This is a genomic window from Brachyspira hampsonii 30446 (genome assembly GCF_000316195.1).
In the GTDB taxonomy this organism is placed as follows: domain Bacteria; phylum Spirochaetota; class Brachyspiria; order Brachyspirales; family Brachyspiraceae; genus Brachyspira; species Brachyspira hampsonii_C.
This window is the reverse complement of the sequence record NZ_JH994111.1, coordinates 791,268-810,929: the sequence shown is the minus strand read 5'-3', so window position 1 is coordinate 810,929 and position 19,662 is coordinate 791,268. Positions and strand designations below refer to the sequence as shown.

Annotated in this window: 15 protein-coding genes, 1 tRNA gene and 1 pseudogene; 4 read left to right on the top strand and 13 right to left on the bottom strand. The window is 29.4% G+C overall.

Annotated features, from left to right (window positions below; translation table 11 throughout):
- The first annotated feature begins 112 nt into the window (after nucleotides 1–112).
- Entirely contained in the window at nucleotides 113–940 is an 828-nt protein-coding gene (locus A966_RS08405) for a GGDEF domain-containing protein (protein WP_008724580.1), read from the top strand.
- Between the two features lie 154 nt (nucleotides 941–1,094).
- Here A966_RS08405 and A966_RS08400 read toward each other — a convergent pair whose 3' ends face one another.
- Entirely contained in the window at nucleotides 1,095–2,690 is a 1,596-nt protein-coding gene (locus A966_RS08400) for a potassium/proton antiporter (protein ID WP_008724578.1), read from the bottom strand.
- Nucleotides 2,691–2,921: 231 nt separating this feature from the next.
- Between A966_RS08400 and A966_RS08395 the strand changes: the two genes are divergently transcribed.
- From A966_RS08395 to A966_RS08385, 3 genes and pseudogenes are all read left to right on the top strand, one after another.
- Entirely contained in the window at nucleotides 2,922–4,589 is a 1,668-nt protein-coding gene (locus A966_RS08395) for an ankyrin repeat domain-containing protein (protein ID WP_008724576.1), read from the top strand.
- Nucleotides 4,590–4,721: 132 nt separating this feature from the next.
- A complete protein-coding gene (locus tag A966_RS08390; protein WP_008724574.1) occupies nucleotides 4,722–6,701 on the top strand; it encodes a lysozyme inhibitor LprI family protein in 1,980 nt (659 codons plus the stop codon).
- A 115-nt stretch (nucleotides 6,702–6,816) separates the two neighbouring features.
- Nucleotides 6,817–7,762: pseudogene (locus A966_RS08385) on the top strand (Rpn family recombination-promoting nuclease/putative transposase).
- Between the two features lie 191 nt (nucleotides 7,763–7,953).
- Here the strand turns inward: A966_RS08385 and A966_RS08380 are convergent.
- From A966_RS08380 to gmk, 12 genes are all read right to left on the bottom strand, one after another.
- On the bottom strand, nucleotides 7,954–10,056 hold the full coding sequence (locus A966_RS08380) for a 6-bladed beta-propeller (RefSeq protein ID WP_008724572.1): 2,103 nt from the start codon (nucleotides 10,054–10,056) through the stop codon (nucleotides 7,954–7,956).
- A gap of 49 nt (nucleotides 10,057–10,105) precedes the next feature.
- Nucleotides 10,106–10,178 (bottom strand) — tRNA-Thr (locus A966_RS08375).
- A 73-nt stretch (nucleotides 10,179–10,251) separates the two neighbouring features.
- Nucleotides 10,252–10,983, bottom strand: a complete 732-nt coding sequence (locus tag A966_RS08370; RefSeq protein ID WP_008724570.1) for a lytic transglycosylase domain-containing protein — start codon at nucleotides 10,981–10,983, stop codon at nucleotides 10,252–10,254.
- Between the two features lie 11 nt (nucleotides 10,984–10,994).
- On the bottom strand, nucleotides 10,995–11,447 hold the full coding sequence (locus A966_RS08365) for a flagellar FliJ family protein (protein ID WP_008724568.1): 453 nt from the start codon (nucleotides 11,445–11,447) through the stop codon (nucleotides 10,995–10,997).
- A gap of 31 nt (nucleotides 11,448–11,478) precedes the next feature.
- Nucleotides 11,479–12,936, bottom strand: coding sequence for a FliI/YscN family ATPase (locus tag A966_RS08360; protein WP_039955729.1), 1,458 nt, complete (start codon nucleotides 12,934–12,936; stop codon nucleotides 11,479–11,481).
- A gap of 34 nt (nucleotides 12,937–12,970) precedes the next feature.
- Complete coding sequence (gene fliH, locus A966_RS08355) at nucleotides 12,971–13,873, bottom strand: flagellar assembly protein FliH (protein WP_008724565.1); 903 nt, start codon at nucleotides 13,871–13,873, stop codon at nucleotides 12,971–12,973.
- A gap of 40 nt (nucleotides 13,874–13,913) precedes the next feature.
- Nucleotides 13,914–14,945, bottom strand: a complete 1,032-nt coding sequence (fliG, locus tag A966_RS08350; RefSeq protein ID WP_008724563.1) for a flagellar motor switch protein FliG — start codon at nucleotides 14,943–14,945, stop codon at nucleotides 13,914–13,916.
- Between the two features lie 47 nt (nucleotides 14,946–14,992).
- Nucleotides 14,993–16,696, bottom strand: coding sequence for a flagellar basal-body MS-ring/collar protein FliF (gene fliF / locus A966_RS08345; RefSeq protein ID WP_008724558.1), 1,704 nt, complete (start codon nucleotides 16,694–16,696; stop codon nucleotides 14,993–14,995).
- 221 nt (nucleotides 16,697–16,917) lie between these two features.
- Nucleotides 16,918–17,418 carry a CinA family protein gene (locus A966_RS08340; protein ID WP_039955727.1) on the bottom strand — a complete coding sequence of 167 codons (501 nt, stop codon included), beginning with the start codon at nucleotides 17,416–17,418 and terminating at the stop codon, nucleotides 16,918–16,920.
- A 115-nt stretch (nucleotides 17,419–17,533) separates the two neighbouring features.
- Complete coding sequence (gene miaA / locus A966_RS08335; protein WP_008724554.1) at nucleotides 17,534–18,460, bottom strand: tRNA (adenosine(37)-N6)-dimethylallyltransferase MiaA; 927 nt, start codon at nucleotides 18,458–18,460, stop codon at nucleotides 17,534–17,536.
- A 7-nt stretch (nucleotides 18,461–18,467) separates the two neighbouring features.
- Nucleotides 18,468–18,884 (bottom strand): DNA-directed RNA polymerase subunit omega, encoded by a 417-nt coding sequence (locus A966_RS08330; protein ID WP_008724553.1) that lies wholly within the window; start codon nucleotides 18,882–18,884, stop codon nucleotides 18,468–18,470.
- Nucleotides 18,885–18,914: 30 nt separating this feature from the next.
- Nucleotides 18,915–19,466: a guanylate kinase gene (gene gmk, locus A966_RS08325; RefSeq protein ID WP_008724551.1), complete on the bottom strand. Its 552-nt coding sequence runs from the start codon at nucleotides 19,464–19,466 to the stop codon at nucleotides 18,915–18,917.
- Nucleotides 19,467–19,662: the final 196 nt, after the last annotated feature.

The following is a 19,662-nucleotide window of genomic DNA, read 5'->3' as shown; positions in this document are numbered from 1 at the left end:
AATTAGAGGGATTCTTTTCAAGAGTCCCTCTATTTTTTAATATTGATATAATTTATATATTTTTATTATATACTATTTACAATTATATTTATTTTTGTATAATACTTTCATTATGAATGACATTATTAAAGTAATAAACATATTAAATGAAATACCAGAACCATTTTCTGTAGATGGAATAATAAAAACTTTTGAAGCTAGTACTAAAGATTTTGTAAAAAGTTTTGCAATATATTTTCATAAAGATAATACTGCAGAATCAAGATTATGGTATGTATCAGAAAATAAATTAGTTATCAATGAAAAAGAAAACAATAGAGAGTATATATTATCTGCAAGAGGAAATAGATTTGGTTCTATAATAATAAATACAAATAAAAAGAAAAATGAAATATTAATACTTATTAATTACCTTGCAATAATACTATATAGTGAAAAATTATCGTTTTTAGCAAACAGAGATAAACTTACAGGACTATACAACAGAGGATATATTATTAAATATCTTCAAGAAAAAGAGACTTCAGATGAAATATATTCTATAGTAATAATAGATTTAGATAAATTCAAGCATTATAATGATACTTATGGTCATAATATAGGAGATCATGTATTAAAATTAGCCTCAAAAGTGATGAAGGATTCTCTAAAAAGAATAGAAAATAAATCTGTACTCGCAAGATACGGCGGAGAAGAATTTATAGTTGTATTTGATATACAAGATAAAAATGAACTTTTTAATGCTATGGAGAAAATAAGAAAATTTATTACAGAAACTGATTTTTCTACTGAAGAATATTCCCTTAAAGCAACAGCTTCTTTGGGAGGAGCAATAAAAGAAAAAAATACAGAATTAAGAACATTTATAAATAAAGCGGATCAATCACTATATAATGCCAAAGAAACAGGAAGAAATAAGTCTGTAATATTAGATTTATAAATGATTAAGAATCAATAATCTTAATAGTTAATAAAAAAGTCACTTTTATTTAGCTTTATAAAATAAAGCTAAATAAAAGTGGGAGATTATTTATGAAAAATACTATATATTATAACCATTCATACATAGTATGGTAAAAAATAAAATGAAAAATTTATACATCTTTAATTAAAACAATATCCTTATCTTTAATAACAGTATTTCCCCTAGGTATAACACTTCCTCCTTCTCTTTTTATCATCACTACCAAATTATTTTTAGGGAGATTTAAATCCTTTAATTCCTTATTTTTCCAAGGGTGATTACTATTAATATTAACCTCTCTTAAACTCATATCATAATATTTTGTTCTTTTAGCATTAAGTATTACAATATCTCCTTTTTCAATAATTGTATTTCCATGAGGAATAATAGTATCCCCTCCCCTTTCTATTGTTACTATGATTGAATCTTCTGGAAGCTCTATTTCCATTATAGGTCTTCCAATCCAATGGTGATTATTTGGTATTTTCACTTGTATAAGCTCCATATCTGAATCATCTACATAGTCGTTAAAAGTTTTAAGTACATTTTCTCCAGAATCTACAAGATCCAGCTTTTTGGCTATGAGAGGAAGTAGTGTACCTTGAAGTAATACGGATAAAATAGCAAGTACAAATACTACATGAAATATATCATAGCTTATAGAATTATTATTAACTATTACAAATATTGCAAATACAATAGAAGCTGCCCCTCTAAGTCCAGCCCACATAACAAGAATCTGTTTTTTTAATGAAACTTTAAATGGCGTTAATATGGAAAATACCGCTATAGGTCTTGCCACAAATGTTACAAATAATGCTACATATAGAGCTGTAGGAGCTACATTGAATATTCTTGAAGGAAATGATAAAAGCCCTAACAAGAAAAATAGTACCATTTGCATAAGTCCTGTAACTCCGTCAAAGAAATGAACCAAAGTAACTTTATTCTTAATCTTGCTGTTTCCTAATACTATTCCAACTATATAAACTGTTAAATATCCGTTTCCGCCTATAGTAGAAGAAAGAGAATATGAAAGAAGTGCCACTGCTAATGTGAATATGGTATCTAATCCGTTTACAGGAAATTTAAATTTCCTAAGCATATTATAAGCTAAAAATGATACTAATGCTGCAACTATCAAGGCAAAAACTATCTGGGCAAAAACCATATACAAAATAGAAAGAGGACTAGTTAAAGTTCTTCCTATAAGTCCAAGAAATATAACTGTAAGCATATATGACATAGGGTCATTACTTCCGCTTTCAAGCTCAAGCAATGAAGCAAGTCCATCTTTAAGGTTCAAATTTCTAGAACGAAGTATTGAAAACACAGAGGCTGCATCCGTTGAACCTATAACAGAACCTATTAAAAAACTTTCAAAAAAATTGAATTTAAGAATATAATGACATAAAGCTCCTGTTATCATAGAGGTTATAAATGTTCCTATAAAAGATAGAAGAAATGCCTTATTTGCAACGGGTTTTGCTGCCTTCCAATTAGTACCAAATCCGCCGTAAAACATTATAAATATCAATGTTATAGTACATAATTGTTCAGCAACCTTATAATCGTCGAACTCTATTTTTAAAAGCCCATCAGTACCAAATATCATACCTAAAACTAAAAAAAGCAAAAGAGACGGAACTCCAACCTTAGTTGAAATTTTACTCACTATTATACAAAGAATAATAATTATAGAAGAAAGCAGTATTGATATATTCATAAAAATCCCATTGTGTAAATAATATTTTAATAAAAATATAGATTATAATAAATTGATAACCTAACAGTTATTTCAAAAAACATATTGATTATTAAAAACAAATATTTTGATGTATGCCATTATATAAAAAAATATAATATTTGTCAAAAATATTTATATTATAATAAATAATTGAAATTTTACTTATTTTAATTTATGATATAAAAATCAAAATACTATGGACGGTTTACTATGAAAAATATTATTTCCATAATTCTAATATTTATTTTAATGATTTCTATAATTTCCTGCGGAGGCGGTAATAAAGAAACAGAACAAACAGAAAATACTCAAACTAATCAAACAGAAACTAATAAAGTATATATCAATCCAACAACTACAAATGAAAATAATAATACAGATATTGATATTAACTTTGATACAACTAAATATACCAATGAATATATTCAAGGTACAGAGTTAGACCCTATGCCTACAGGATATAAAAAAATAGATGAAATACTTAATGAATATAAATATAAAGCACCAATATACGAAATATCAAAACTAATAGCAGAGGAAGGACTAGAAGGAAAAATTACTGAAATGACAAATTTTGGTGATAAATATATATTTAAAGATTCTACTCCTTTATTTTTGGCAGTACAATTCGGATACAATGATTTAGCAAAAGAGCTTATAAAAGAAGGTGCTGATGTTAATGCCAGAGTAGATGATATGGAAACAGAAGGCGGTGTTGATATGCTTTACTATGCTGTTAGAAATAATAATCCTGAAATGACTAAAATCTTAATTGATAAAGGACTTGATAAAAATAGAGATTATGGTTATGAATATTCTACTTATTTGACAGATATTGCTATTGGCAACAACAATCTTGATATACTTAAACTTCTTGTAAAAAGAGGAGATTCAAAAGAAACTTTAATTCCAGAAGCAGTACGAGAAAATAACATAGAAATGGTTAAATATTTATTATCTATAGGACAAGATATAAATGCTCAGATATTTTATGACGGATTTTGGGTTGATTCTCCTTTGAAAGTAGCTGCTGAAAACGGATATATAGAAATGGCTAAATTTTTAATTGATGAAGGAGCTAATTTAAACTCAGCTGATGATTATATGCTTTATGCGTATAATAATTATGATATAACTAAATTATTAGTAGATAATGATGTTTTTAACCTTAATACTAATACAACTAGAGAAGAAGCTATAGAATTAGTAAAAGATAGCAAATATTATGAAATAGAAAAATTATTATCAAGTGAAGATTCAAATAATATAGACGGATATGATGAATTAATGAATGCTGTATCTAAAGGTGATATGAAAGCATTAGAAAAACTTATAAAAGATGATACTGATTTGAATAAACAATATGATAAGATTACACCTCTTGGCTTAGCTGCTGCTAGAAATGATAAAGAAATGGTTAAATTTTTAGCAGAGAAAGGCGCTGATATAAATTTAGAAGACGGATATGGATATACTCCCTTAATAATAGCAATGAAGTATCGTAATATTGGTTTAGTTAAAGATATTATTGATTTGAAGCCTGATTTAAATGCTATATGTTCAGCAACAGGAGATACTCCTTTAACATATTTAGTACGTGAAGTTTGGTTTGGGACAGATGCTTGTTACTATATGATAAAAAACGGTGCTGATGTAAATAAAAAAAATGATAACGGAGATACTCCATTAATAGTTGCCGTAGAAAATGTTGTTGGAAGTTATGGTATGTTAGGAGTTATTATAAATATGGGAGCCGATTATAACATTAAAAACAAAGAAGGAAAAACAGCTATGGATATTGTTATAGAAGAAGATGACAAAGCAGCACTTCATCATTTAAATAATCCAGACACTTTAGAATACTATCTTACTATATAAATATAAAAAACAATAAAATAAAAAAGTGCATGCATTATATATGTACGCACTTTTTTATTAATATTCTATAATTGAAATTTCACTCATTTTAATTTATAATGCGAAAACAATAATACATACATTGGGTACTATATGAAAAATATTATTTCTATAATTGCAGCATTTATTTTAGTTATTGCTGTAATTTCATGCGGCGGTGGAAACAGCGGAAATAAAGAAACAAATCAATCAGAACAAAATACTCAAACTAATCAAACATCACAAAACAACAATACACAAGTTCAAAATACTCAAAATAATACTTCAGCTAATCAAAGTAAACAAACAAATAATCAAAAAGAATTCTTTGATATGAAATATGTATATAAATGTGTTAGAGCAGATAAAACAAAATTTGATGAGAAGCTTAAAAAATTAAGAGAAAATAATGAATATGCAAAAAGAAATTTTGATTTTCTAAATAGGAAATTTGCCAATGATGATGAAAGAAAAAAATATTCTATAGAGTTTATATCAAATGTTAATCATTCTACTTTTGAAGCAGACTTCTATAGACCTGATGAATATGATTATTATGCTGTTGAATATTTATATGTTGATCAAAATTTAGCATTAAAAAAAGCAAGAGAAGAATTATTAAAATTAAATAAAAAAGATGCTGATGTTTATTTAGCATTATTCTTATCTCATTTTGCCTGCGATTCGCTTTATTATTTTGAAGAAGAGAAAAAATATTTAACAGAATGGAAAAAAGCAGGCGGCAGTAATATTGCTATGATGATGAGAAAAAATGATAATGAGAGTAGTTATATACAAAAGATGAATTTAATTAATTATATAATAGAAGCTCCTGATTCTTTAAGAGCAGAAAAATTAGCTGCTGATGCTTATAAAGATAATTTCTATAGATACATTGTAAAAGATAATGGATATATAGATTTATTCAATGAAAATAATTATTCTTTAACTTCAATTGAATTGGAAGGTACAGCCCGTTTATCTTCAGTAGAAATAGCAGGAGAAATAGGCAATACAAATATAATGAACAAATATATAAAAACTTATGTAAATAATAGATTATCTAATGATGATATACGAGACTATTTAGAATATTATCAAAATTATTACAATATTAATGCCGTTTATTGTTATGATGGTTGGAATAACCTTAATTTACTTGAGTTTAAAAAGAATACATTTTTAATTGAAAGCACTATGAACGGATTAGTAAATATGCATTATTATAATCCTGAGTTCATAAAAGATAATTTATATGCTTCATTTAAAGAGATAAAAAATTATAATTTCAGACTTGGAGATATAGATAATGTAGAATCTGCCAAAATTAATTCAATTTCTACAAATGATTTGAAAGATTATACTAAAGACTCCAAATTTATAGATTCAGGAAACTTTGATATAGAACAATATTCATCTTATATGGCCAGCAACATATATTATCCTTTGCATAGCGTATCTTTCTTCTTATGTGATATCAATAATGACGGCAAGGATGAATTAATGCTTTCAGGCGAATATACAAGTTCTGCAGGAAGAGGCGGTATAGCACATTATACTTTACTTTTAAAAGATAATTTGGAAGTAGATTTTGATTCAGAAACAGGACTGCTTATTAATAATCCTGATTTTCAACATTTGGGATGTACTCAAAAAACATACACAGAAAACGGCAAAAATAAAATGCTTTTATTGGATACTCTTAATAATGAAGCATTTGATATATTCGTTGATAATAATGAAATAAAGAATGCAGAAGTTTTTGATTATATTACATATAGTTATCAGCCCAAATTGGAATGGAAAGGAAGCATACTTAATGGAGTACCTGAAGGAACTTTAAAAACTGATGCCAGCTTTGATATGTCTAAAGCAGAGAATGCATCAGATAAAGCAATAGTATCCGACAGAACTTTGCGAGTAGCTGACAAACTTATAAGCGATACGTATTTTGCTAAAAGGTCTACTTTGGATAAACAAGGTCAGGAAGAATTGTTGGAGCAAAGAAGAGCAGAAATAAAAGCTATTCAAGAAGCAAAAGGAGATATTAAATTAATAGAAGCTGAAATGCTTAAGATTTTGAATATACAATAATTTTTAATAGTTTCAATAAAAAGTGTATGCATTATATGTATGCACTTTTTTATCGTTAAAAATATCTAAATTTAATGAACTTTACTTTTATAATTATTTTTTGTATAATAATACTATGAAAGATTTGGATAGATTAAAACAAATATTAAATGAACCTGTTACAGTTGATAATTTAAATAGAATCAATGACTATTTTATACGCTATCTATTTTCGCATTCAGGTAATGAAAATATAGTTTTAAACTTTATTAATGCAGTATTTAAAGATTTAGATTTTGAAACTTTTAAGAAGATAGAAATATTAAATCCTTTTAATATTGCAGAAAATTATGATGAAAAAGAATCCGTGGCACCGAAGGTGGGCAGACACCTAGATATTAAGGCTACTACAGAAACAGGAATAACGGTATTAATAGAAATTTAGGCTAGAGGTAATGAAGATTTTATCAAAAGAACTCTATATTATTGGGCTTATAATTATAGTTCTAGTGTAAATAGAGGTTCTTTTTATGATGAATTAAAACCTACTGTAAGTATAAATATTACAAATTTTATATTAACAGATGAAGATAAAGTACATAGCTGTTATGTTTTAAAAGAATTAAACAATAATAAAATTCTAACGGATCATTGTAAATTACATTTTGCACCGAAGGTGGGCTGTGCCTTGAACTTCCTAAATTCAATTTAGAAGATATTAATGAAAGAGAAAATTTAGACAATATACATAAAGAATTTATTTCTTGGGTAAAATTTTTTAAGTGGGAAAATATGTCTGTTTTAATGAAAGAAAATACTATATTTGAAGAAGTTGAAAAGAAATGCCATACTTTCGTCAATAATACTTCTGTAATGGATAAATATAAAAAGCGTGAAATAGATGCATATTTCTTTGATAGGAGTATAGAATTAGATCTAAAAAAAGCCAAAGAAGAAGGTATAGAACAAGGCGAAAAAAATAAAGCAATATCTATGGCTAGAAATATGAAAAAAGATAAAGTAGATTTTAATACAATCTCTAAATATACAGGATAAGTGTAGAAGAAATAGAAGAACTATAAGAGTGTTTTAAGTTCTACTAAAAATGACCAAAATCAATTTATAAATATTTCAGTCAATAAGTTTGCCATATATATAAATAATTTTGAAACAACTCTATTATATAGCATTAATATTCAAAATAACAATTTATAATACATAAATAAAAAAGGCTTTTCACATATTATGAAAAACCTTTTTTTATTATAAATTATTATGGCACTACATAACCAACTTCTTCTTCACCATACATATCTCTATACTGTACTTTTACATTCAAAGCCCTAAACTGTCCCGACTGAGCTAAATTTTTAAAACTATTAAAATATATGAAATATCTTCCAAAATCTATATTCTTCATTTTGTTAAGCTCACCGGTATAATTTATAGAGTGATCAGCATTTATAATATAGCCATAAGTACTTTTAGTCATTAAATCCAAGAAATAATTAGATTTATTCGTACCGATATAAACTTGGTTTAACGATACAGCGTTATTTTTAGCGAAACTTGCCACATCATTAAAATTCATCATATCAAATACTCTGTCATCAGGACTAGTTACTGAAAAATGTATAATAGCAGTTTTCTTGAAACTATTTCCTGAAAGTCTTACAGCTTCATAATAAGCATCATCTAAAGCTGATATTCCACCTGTAAAATGGAAAGCATTAGCATTTTCAAGTATTCTTAAATTTCTTGCATCATAATTATCAGCCTTATAAACTTGATCATTATAATGTATAACTAAAACTTCATCATTATTAGTTAAACTCATAGTGAAGTTGCTGATTTCATCTTTTATTTTACTTTCATAAGGTTTAGCAGCAAGACTATCCTCTATCAAATATATAAATCTGTACTCATGCAATTCAGGAGCATCATAGAAATTAACTTTATGAGCTACAGTTGAATTCTCAGTAACGAAGAAATTTTCCGGAGTTAATCCAATAACAGGATTCATAGCTCTGTCTCTTACTGTAACAGAAGCTACAACAACAGGAAATCTATTCAAATACTCCCTGTCTACAAACACATCCAAGTTAGCATAATACTCTTCTTTTCTAGTATATACATCTATTCTTCCAGACATAAAATCTGTCAAATATATATTTCCATTAGCCCCCTCAGCAACAGAAGTAGGAGTTACAGTATATCTCTCAGAATTATTAAATACTGTAAAATCAGATTCAATTATATCATAATAAAAAACTTTGCTTCCATCAGCTATATAAAGGTTTCCATCTCTGGCAAAAGATAAACCTCTAGGCTCATTAAATAAATTATGTCTGATAGTTTGAATATAGTTACCGCTCAAATCAAATTGCTGTATTCTTTTATTACCCATATCTGCAACATAAATATATTGCTCATTAACCGCTATTCCGGCAGGAGAAAAGAACTCTCCTTCATTTTCACCAAGTTTTCCAAAACTAAATAAGAAATTTCCATCAACATCAAATACCACTATTCTATTATTTCCTGTATCAGAAACATATAAATTACCATCTTTATCAAGAGCAACTGAAGAAGGACCAAGAAGCTGTCCATTACTTACACCAGATACTCCGATATTTGTAATATAATTATGATTAGAATCATATTTTAATATTTTATCTTTTTTTGTATTTGCTATATATATATATCCGTTTGCATCTATATCAAAACCTCTAGGATTTTCCAACTTTTCATAAGGATAAACTTTAGCTACAAACTGAAGTACATTTCTCCACCAGCTAGTCTGCTGTTTTTCTAACCTTTTTCCATGAGATATCTTGCCAATTAAATTTCCGTTAATATCAAATTTTTTCAAAGCAGAATCACTGTAATCCAACACATATAAACTTCCATCAGGCATTACTTTTATCTGTATGGGCTGATTTATATTTTTTCTAAAATTAAGATTAGTAGAGAACGCTTTTAAATATATAAAATTACTCAAAGTATCCTTTTTCTCTTCAACGACATTCGCCGAATCATATTTATTAATTTTAGAAAGTATTATAGGATCTTCATAACCCATTCTGGTAATATTAAGCCATTCATTAATCGCCAAAGACATATATCCTGCTTTATATAAAGCCTTACTATACCAATATCTTATGAACTTGTCAGTAGGATTTGTATTAAGAGAGTTTCTAAAACTAGCTATGGATGCATCATATCGTTCCTGATTATAATAATGCACACCTCTTAATAACTCTCTGTATGAGTCATAAGTTTCTGTGTTTACATAATACGGAGTTTTGTCGAAAGTGTATGAAAGCGATATAGTCATTAAAAATAAAACTATAACCGCTAGAAGTTTTATTCTCATAAATCCTCTTTTATAGTTTGTGATATTTTGCTTTATAATAGTGAACAAAAGCCCGCTATCGGGATTGAACCGATGACCCTCACCTTACCATGGTGATGCTCTACCTGCTGAGCTAAGCGGGCAGTTTTGTAAAATATTATAAAATTACAGAATAAAAAAGTCAAGCAAACTAATTATTTTTTAGTTATGTTAACTTTACTTTATATATCCTATAATATTTTTAACATAATTTTGTGTTTCCTCAATGTTAGGAATCCTTTTAAGTCTGTCGACCAAATTAGGTCCTGCATTATAAGCAGACAGAGACAAATCAAGTCTTCCATCATATCTGTTTAACATTTGAGATAAATACTTGCTTCCAGCCATAATATTAGTATACGGATCTTTAAGCATTTCTTCATCTGTAATACCCAAGCCTACACCAGTTTGCGGCATTATCTGCATCAAACCTACAGCACCCTTATGACTAACAGCATTTGGTACATAGTTTGATTCCTGTTTTATAACAGCTTTAATCAAATTCTCCGGCAAAGAATATTTTTCAGCTGCCTCTTTAATTATATCATCATACTTAGTAGGGAAACTTTCTACTGAAGCCTTTTTATATGCATTAATAGCCTTAGCAAAATTATTTGTATTTCCTTCATAAACTCCAAAAGATATTTTTCCTTTAAAAGCATCTGAAGAAGTATCTCCATTAATAACTTTGCCATTATCTAATTTTTTATTAGTATCATTAATAACAGAACCGTCCAAATTATTATTAGCTTCTACACTATTAACTTTATTTTCAGCCATAGCTTCATTTAAATGTTCAGCAAATGGTTTTGAAGGAAGCGGAGTATTAATAGGAGCAAATCCAAGTTTATTAAAAGTTTCCTGAATCTCCCCTATTCTTGCTTGTATTCTTTGTACAGATTCTATCATAATAATACCTCTTAATATTCATAAGCATCGCCGGCAATATACTCTTTTTTCCATTCATCCAGCTTAGCTTGTTCTTCTTTATTCATCAATTTTTTATATTCTAACAATTTCTTTTCTTTCAAAAGTTCAACAGCCCTTCTCTGTCTTGAAGCCTCCTGCAAAACTTCCTGCCTTTTTCTAAGCTCCACACTTATTTCAGCCATATTATCTTCATGAATAGTTATCTGTGAGTTTAAAGCCGTTATATATTCTCCCAAATAAATACTCATAGTAAGCATTTCATTATCATCTTCAATACTATCTACTATCCTTATTCCATCATTAATTTTTGAAATGCAGCTTTCTTTTCCATCTTTTTCTTTATTATATAAAGCAGAAACCTCAGCTACCTCAGCCTGTTTTTGCTTTTCTATATTTTTTCTAAGTTTATATAAAGGCTCAAGCTTAAAATCAAATCTCTTCATACTAAAATAAATCCAACAATTTTTAATTTATCTAAAGTATAACAACATCATTATTAGCATATTCTACATTGTCGGAAATATTTGTTCTCTCTTCTGCTCTTTTTACATCTCCGCTGTTTACTAAATCTTCTTCTATCTCTTCCTTAGAATAGAACATAGATAGAAGAGCCTCTTTACTGTCAGCAAAACTTGAAACCTCATATACATCTTGCTGCAAATATCTATCCATCATAGGCTTATAATCAATAGCTCTGTCAACATCAGGCATACTGCCCTTAGCATAACCGCCAATCATTATAAGTTCTTTAGCCTCATTATAGTCAGCACTCATCTTTAAAAATTCTCTTGCTGCCTTTTTATGCATATTGGAAACTACTTCATTCATAATCCTCGATATGCTTTTATTAACATCAATAGCAGGAAAATGCCCTCTATTGGCTAAATCTCTTGATAAAACTATATGCCCGTCTAATATACCTCTAACAGTATCAGTAATAGGTTCGTCCAAATCATCACCTTCAACTAATACATTATAAAAAGCAGTAATAGTTCCTTTATTAGAAGTACCAGTACGCTCCAAAAGTTTAGCAAGTTCAGAAAATACACTTGGAGTATAACCTCTGGTTGTAGGAGGCTCGCCTCTTGAAAGCCCTATCTCTCTTTGAGCCAAAGCAAAACGAGTTACAGAGTCAACCATAAACATAACATTCTTGCCTTTATCTCTGAAGTATTCAGCTATGGTAGTGGCAGTATAAGCAGCACGCACTCTCAAAAGCGGAGCATCATCGCTTGTAGCAACTACTAATATGCTTCTTTTTAATCCCTCTTCTCCAAGGTCTCTTTCTATAAAATCTCTTACCTCTCTTCTTCTTTCACCAATTAATGCTATAACATTAACATCAGCATTAGTATTTCTAGCTATCATAGACAAAAGTGTAGATTTACCTACACCCGTACCGCTCATTATAGCCATACGCTGCCCCTGTCCTACAGTAAGAAGTCCGTCTATAGCTCTCACCCCTGTCTGTATATGCTTTTTTATTCTAGGTCTGTTCATAGGGTTTACAGCATTATGCGATACAGGAACAGGTGTTTCATAAAAATTATGTCCGCCCCCTGCAAGAGGTTTCCCTCTGGCATCGAGAACTGTACCTAATATCTCATCGCAGCACATGACAGATAATGGTCTTTCAAAAGAATAAACCATATTACCGAAAGTTATTCCATTAACAGGTCCGTAAGTAGCCAATAATACATCTTGATTTCTAAAACCTATAGCCTCAGCATCAACATAAGTATTATCATTCATATATATACGGCACATATCGCCAAGCCGGCAGAAAGGTCCTTCGCTAATTACCAATGAACCTATAACTTCTTTAACTTTTCCGTAAGATTTTAATAAAGCTACATCATCAACTACTTTTCTATATTTCTCAAATGTCTTTTTTACTTCTTTATCAAAATCTACATTTTCATCTTTAACCATCATATTATCAAGCCCTAAAATAAATTATTACAAATTAGAAACCTTTTATAGGCTCTACTTCTTTAATAGCAGTTTCTATTTCATTTAATTGAGTATTTATTCTAGCATCAATATCTCCGAAGTCAGTTTCTATCATACAGCCGCCTACATCAACATTAGGGTCTTCCAATACTGTTACACCCTCAATCTTATCAAGCATTTGATAAAACTCATCTTTATGTCTAGCAGAAACTTCCAAATCATCAATATTAACTCTGATAGTGATTTTTGTTCTTCCTTTAATTCTCCTTAAAGCTTCCTGAATATTTCTAATAACTATACCTTTATCTCTTTCTGTAAGCATTTTTACTACGCGTTTAGCTATAAGTACGGCTACTTCAATAACTTGAGATTCTGCTGCATCTATTATTTCATTTCTTTTATTAATAGTTTCTGCCAAGATTTTTTTCATCTTTTCTGTTAATTTTATTAAATCATTATTGCTGTCAGAGAAAGATTTTTCAAAACCTTCATCATATCCTTTTGCATAACCTTCTTTGTATGCTGCATCTTTTATAGATTCAGATTCGCTTTGTATTTTTTCTTTTTCAGCATTAGCATCTTGTATTATTCTTGAAGCATCAACTTTAGCCTGCTCAGAAATAACATGTGCTTCATTTTGCTTGGATTTAAATATCTCAAAAGCCTGTGTTTTAGCATCTTCAATAATTCTGTCTGCCTCATCAACGGCCTTTCTTCTCATATCTCTTAGATCTTCTTCCCATTGGGCTCTAAGTCCTGCAATCTCAGCTTCAATCTCTTCAATAGAAGGACCTTTGTATTCTTCTTGGGCCTCTTCATAATCTAATTCTTCCTGCGATTTATGATGAGGTACAGCAATATTTACTTTCTGAGTAAGTTCAACAATACTTCTGGATTTAAAAACCTTTTCTGGCATAATTTACTCCCAATTATTATTATATTATTATCCTAAAAAATCACACAACCATTTCATCTTCACCGGCACGGGCAACAACGATATCACCTTGCTCTTCAAGCTTACGAATAATATTAACGATTTTCTGCTGAGCTTCTTCAACATCTTTAAGACGAACAGGTCCCATAAAGTCCATATCCTCTTTAAGCAATGCCGCAGCGCGTTTGGACATGTTTCTGTAAACTTTATCCTGAGCATCAGTATCAACACTTTTAAGTGCCTTAGCCAAATCGCTTGAATCAACCTCACGAAGTACCTTCTGTATAGCTCTGTCATCAAGCAATACAATATCTTCGAATACAAACATACGCTTCTTAATCTCTTCTGCAAGTTCCGGATCATCCTCTTCCAAACTCTCAATAATACTTTTCTCAGTAGATCTATCAACACTGTTAATAATTTCTACTATAGAGTCAATACCGCCGGCAGAAGTAAAGTCTTCACTAGCAAGAGTAGAAAGTTTTCTCTCAAGTACCCTTTCAACCTCTCTTAAAACTTCCGGAGATGTTCTGTCCATTATAGCAATTCTTTTAGCTACATCAGGCTGAATCTCTGTAGGCAAAGCTCCCAATATACTAGCAGCTTTCTGGGCTTCCAAATAAGCCAAAATAAGTGCTATAGTCTGAGGGTGCTCACCCTGTATGAAGTTAAGCAAGTGTGCAGGGTCTGTACGGCGTATAAAATCAAAAGGTCTTACCTGTAATGAAGAAGTTAATCTATTGATTATATCGCTGGCTTTCTGACTACCCACAGATCTTTCAAGCAAGTCTCTTGCATAATCTATACCGCCTTGAGTGATAAAGTCCTGAGCTATCATCATCTCTTGGAATTCTCTAAATACTGCATCCTTATCAGCGGATTCTATATTTTCAAGTCTCGCGATATCAAATGTTATCTGCTCTATTTCTTCCTCTCTCAAATGTTTAAATATTTCACTTGAAGTTTCCATTCCGAGAGATACTAAAAATATAGCAACTTTTTGACGGCCGCTTAGCACTCGTTGTTTTTTATCTTTTTCTTTCTCTGCAGGCATAATTTACTCCTAATTTTTATTATACTCAATTTTATTATTTACATTAATTAGCTTTTATCATCAGCCATCCAAGTACGAAGCAACTGAGCAACATCATCAGGTCTTTCATGACTTACTCTTATAACTTCGTCCATAAGTTTCTTACGAGCTGCATCTTCTAAACTCATTTCGCTTATAGGCTCTTCATTAGCATTCATCATAGCCTGTCTGCGCATTTCCATCTGTTTGCGTTCAAGCTCTTCTTCTCTAAGTCTGCGTCTTCTAGCAAGTTCTTTCTGTATAGCTCTTATTGCTAATGCTAATACAAACAGTATAAGTAAAGAAATCATTGTTATGATTAATGTCTTTCTTATAAATCTGTCACGCATAAGTTTGGCATCTTCAGCATTAAATCTATCCCAATGGTCAAACTGAATATGTGTTACACTTACTTGGTCTCCTCTTTTCAAATCGTAACCAATAGCAGCCTGTACCAATGATGTAACATTTCTTATCTCCTCTGTAGTTACAGGGTGATACTCTCTCACATAACTATTTCCATTAGTTATGATAGGATCTCCATTCTGATCATAAGCCTTAGTCCATCTTCCGTCTAAAGCAACTGCAGCAGATATTTTTCCTATTTGATAACTTCCTTTCTTGATAGCTTCATATCTTTTGCTTAATTCATAATTGTCCTGCGAATCAGTTTTTGTATATGTCTGCCATCTGTCGCTTTTATCTTTATATCCCGGAGGTACATTCTCTTCAGCACCTGCAGCACCTTGAGGTATAAATTGCTGACCTTTCCAATCCTCTGTTACTGTACGGCTTGATACTTGAACCTTATTAGTAAACTGACTATCATCATAAGGTGTTGTAGGATCATCTTCTTTCAATATGATTGGAAGAACTAAATTATTTGTTATACTAACATCGTCCCATATAAGTTCTAATGCTATTGTTGTTTCTACTCTGTTAGTATATATTCTTCCTAATGTTTGTCTTATTTTATTTTCTATCTTTTTTCTTTCTCTGTCAACTATTTTTAACTCTTCCTGAGCTACTTTTAATTTTAAATTTGCAGCTTCATCTGTAAAGTCAGTTAATACATAACCTGTACTGTCTGTAATTGTTACATACTCTGGTTTTAATTTATCAACACCCATTGCTATTAATTGCTGCAAGCCTCTCACTGTTTTAGGATCTCTTAAAATATCCTCTTTAAAAGGCTGTGCTCTAATAACTACTGATGCTGTAACAGGTGAATCTATATCTGTTAAATATTCTTTTTTAGGAAATGCCAAATCAACTGTAGCTTCCTGTACAAAGTCTAATTTAGTTAAAAGCTGAGTTATAGCTTTAGTTAATGATCTTCTTTTATTAATATCAAGTTCAACATCTGTTATACCGATACGAGGGGCATCAAATAATTCCCAGCCGTCAACTCCTGTAGGCATTCTTCCCTCTTTTACTAATTCTAATTCTGCTTTAGCCTTATCAGCTTCGCTATTAAGTGTAATGAATCCGTTTCTGTATTGATATCTTATGTTATTTGCATCCAAAACTGCTATAACATTTCTAGCATCTTCCTGAGTCAATGGCTGCTGAAACAATAATGTTCCTGTTCTTCTTGATGTAAGCATTATTGTTGCTATTATTGCTCCTAGACCTATTACTAAAATACCTATTAAAACGGCTTTTTGCAATGTTGTTGTTTTAGCAAAAATATTCTTTATTTGACTTGTTAATTTATTTATAAAGTCCTGCATTAGAAACCACCTAATAAAAGTTATCTTTAGAATTTATCGGATATAGTTATGTTTACTTTATGAAAAAATTATGAGGTTACATAACTATTTTTCTTTTTTTATGAATATTAGTTTACATAATTATTTTTGTCAACAAGTAAACATAATATTTTTCAAATTTATATTGGACTTTTTAGAATTTTTTCTTAAATTTAATCATTTAATATTAATGTTATTATAGACTAACATTTTTTTATAAAATTCTCAGCTAAACTCAAAGAAAATAACACGCTTTGTTCCCTTACTGATTGTCTGTCACCTGAAAATATATTTTTATAAGCCTTAATATAGCCCTCTGCTGCTATACATATCCACACCAAACCAACAGGTTTTTCATCGCTTCCGCCTGAAGGTCCTGCTATTCCGCTTATTGCTATTGATATATCACTTTTCATTATTTTTCTAGTATTTTCTGCCATTTCTAATACGCATTCTTCACTTACAGCTCCGTATTTTTCTAATGTCTGCTTCTTAACATTTATAATCCTATGCTTAATTTCATTGGAATAAGTTACGAAAGAACCTTCAAAACATTCAGAAGAACCTGCAACTGATGTTATGCTTGAAGCAAATAATCCGCCTGTACATGATTCGGCTGATGTTATCTTTAATTTTCTATTTATTAAAAGTTTTACAACTTCAATAGATTTTTCTTCTATTGATTTTGATTCTATGGCTTTCATTACTTCATTTATTTCACTTGTTTCATTATTCATAATTAACACCTAAATTTTAATATAATATAATTATAAATATTTTTTATTCTTTGTCAAAATTATTTTTTATATATTATAATTTTTAATTTATATTGTAAAATTTTTTTATTTCATCTGCAGTTTTATGCAAATCATTTTCATTTATTCTTCTATGCTCTTCTCTTCTAAACCAAGTAAGCTGTCTTTTAGCAAAATTTCTAGTTCTTTTTTTTATAAGCTCAACAGTATCTTCTAAACTCATAGATTGATTAATTAAATAATCATAAATCTCCTTATAACCAATAGCCTGCATTGATGTATAAGTATTATTTATTCCCATATCAATAATTCTTTTTACCTCATCAAGTAAGCCTTTTTCAAACATTATATCAACTCGCTTATTAATATTATCATAAAGAGTTTCTCTATCAATATCGATAACATAGCTTAAATAATTCAAATCAATTACAGGTTTTCTTAATTTTTTTAACTCAGAGAATTTTTTTCCTGTATTATAATAAACTTCCAAAGCCCTTACAACTCGTCTTGCATTAAATCTGTCTATATTTTCAGCAGCCTCTTTATCTATACTCAAAAGTTCTAAATATAAACTTTCAAGTCCGTATCTATCTATTCTTTTATAAAGCTCTTTTCTAATTTTTTGCGAGGATTCCTGATTATCATTTTCTTCATCAAAAATACCATACTTTATAGCATCTATATAAAAACCTGTACCTCCAACACCGAATATAGGAACATTATCTATGCTGTTTATTACATTTTTAAATATATCAAGGTATTCTTTTATATTAAAATTGACTGAAGGTTCTAATATATCTACCATTTTATAATTGTATTTTTTTATTTCTTGATTGGAAGGTTTGGCAGAGCCTATATCCATATATCTATAAACTTGTATGGAGTCTATAGATATTATGGCGGCATTATTGAAATAGTTATCTATTAATTTATGGGCAAAACTGCTTTTACCTGAAGCTGTTGCCCCTGATATAAATACTATCTTTTTCACTATTTATTTATTCATCTTTTTTCTTTGAAGATTTTTTCTTCTTTTTGGATTTTTCTTCATCTTCAGAATAATCGTCATCATAATCATCATCGGCATCATCTGAATCGGAAGCTGCATATTCAGAATCATTTTCCTCTTCTGAAGAATCATCTTCTGAAGCATATTCACTTTCATCATAAGCAGCCTCAGAATGTTTAAAAGGTGCTTCTTCATCTACAATCATATCTACACCTTCTTCATATTCATACTTAATTTTTCCGTCAAGTATGTTCTTCATAACAGTAGGTATATATTTTCCGCCTCTGTATTTAGTTTCACCTTTAAGAAGCGTACCGCCGTTTTTAGCTAATTCAATCATAGCTTTGCTAAGTTCATAGCGGTTTCCTTTATATTCTATAAGTTTCTCTAACGGTATTATACCCATATATTAAACTCCATTATATATAATTTAAATTTATAATTTTGAATTGATTGCTTCTTCTAATTTTTTATAAGCTTCTTCAATATCATCATTTTCTATGATAACATCAAATTGATCTTTATATTCTAATTCTCTTTTGGCATTCCAAATTCTGAGTTTTATACTTTCTTCAGTTTCAGTTCCTCTATCTTCTAGTCTTTTTTTTAGAATTTCCATAGAAGGAGGAGTTATGAATATATAATTAGCCTCTATTCCTTTTTCTTTTATATATAAGGCACCTTGAATATCTATATCTAGTATCAAAATATTATTTTCATCATCAGCTTTTTCTAATTCCCTAAATGAAGTTCCGTAATAATTATCATGAACTAATGCCCATTCTATGAACTCTCCATCAGATATCATAGCCTCGAATTTTTCTTTATCTATGAAATAATAGTCTTTACCGTCAACTTCATTTTCTCTTTTAGTTCTAGTGGTATGCGAAACACTGAAAACTGCATTCGAATGATTAGCCATATACTTCTTTATTAAAGTAGTTTTGCCGGCTGCTGAAGGGGCTGTAATAACAACGATATTGCTCATAATACACCAAATATAGAATTGCATCTTATTATATTATATTAATAAAAATATTTCAAGTTTTATATTAAAAATATTCATATATTTACACATCTGCTACTAATATATCATACATATCATACATTAAATAAGCTAGTTTGCTTAAAAATTTATTTCTGCATAAAACTATTATATTAATTGATATTTATTTATTTTAATG

Coding starts and splice junctions, on each gene's coding strand:
- A966_RS08405 (WP_008724580.1), top strand. CDS start 113: ATGAATGACATTATTAAAGTAATAAACATATTAAATGAAATACCAGAA.
- A966_RS08400 (WP_008724578.1), bottom strand. CDS start 2,690: ATGAATATATCAATACTGCTTTCTTCTATAATTATTATTCTTTGTATA.
- A966_RS08395 (WP_008724576.1), top strand. CDS start 2,922: ATGAAAAATATTATTTCCATAATTCTAATATTTATTTTAATGATTTCT.
- A966_RS08390 (WP_008724574.1), top strand. CDS start 4,722: ATGAAAAATATTATTTCTATAATTGCAGCATTTATTTTAGTTATTGCT.
- A966_RS08380 (WP_008724572.1), bottom strand. CDS start 10,056: ATGAGAATAAAACTTCTAGCGGTTATAGTTTTATTTTTAATGACTATA.
- A966_RS08370 (WP_008724570.1), bottom strand. CDS start 10,983: ATGATAGAATCTGTACAAAGAATACAAGCAAGAATAGGGGAGATTCAG.
- A966_RS08365 (WP_008724568.1), bottom strand. CDS start 11,447: ATGAAGAGATTTGATTTTAAGCTTGAGCCTTTATATAAACTTAGAAAA.
- A966_RS08360 (WP_039955729.1), bottom strand. CDS start 12,936: ATGGTTAAAGATGAAAATGTAGATTTTGATAAAGAAGTAAAAAAGACA.
- fliH (WP_008724565.1), bottom strand. CDS start 13,873: ATGCCAGAAAAGGTTTTTAAATCCAGAAGTATTGTTGAACTTACTCAG.
- fliG (WP_008724563.1), bottom strand. CDS start 14,945: ATGCCTGCAGAGAAAGAAAAAGATAAAAAACAACGAGTGCTAAGCGGC.
- fliF (WP_008724558.1), bottom strand. CDS start 16,696: ATGCAGGACTTTATAAATAAATTAACAAGTCAAATAAAGAATATTTTT.
- A966_RS08340 (WP_039955727.1), bottom strand. CDS start 17,418: ATGAAAGCCATAGAATCAAAATCAATAGAAGAAAAATCTATTGAAGTT.
- A966_RS08330 (WP_008724553.1), bottom strand. CDS start 18,884: ATGGGTATAATACCGTTAGAGAAACTTATAGAATATAAAGGAAACCGC.
- gmk (WP_008724551.1), bottom strand. CDS start 19,466: ATGAGCAATATCGTTGTTATTACAGCCCCTTCAGCAGCCGGCAAAACT.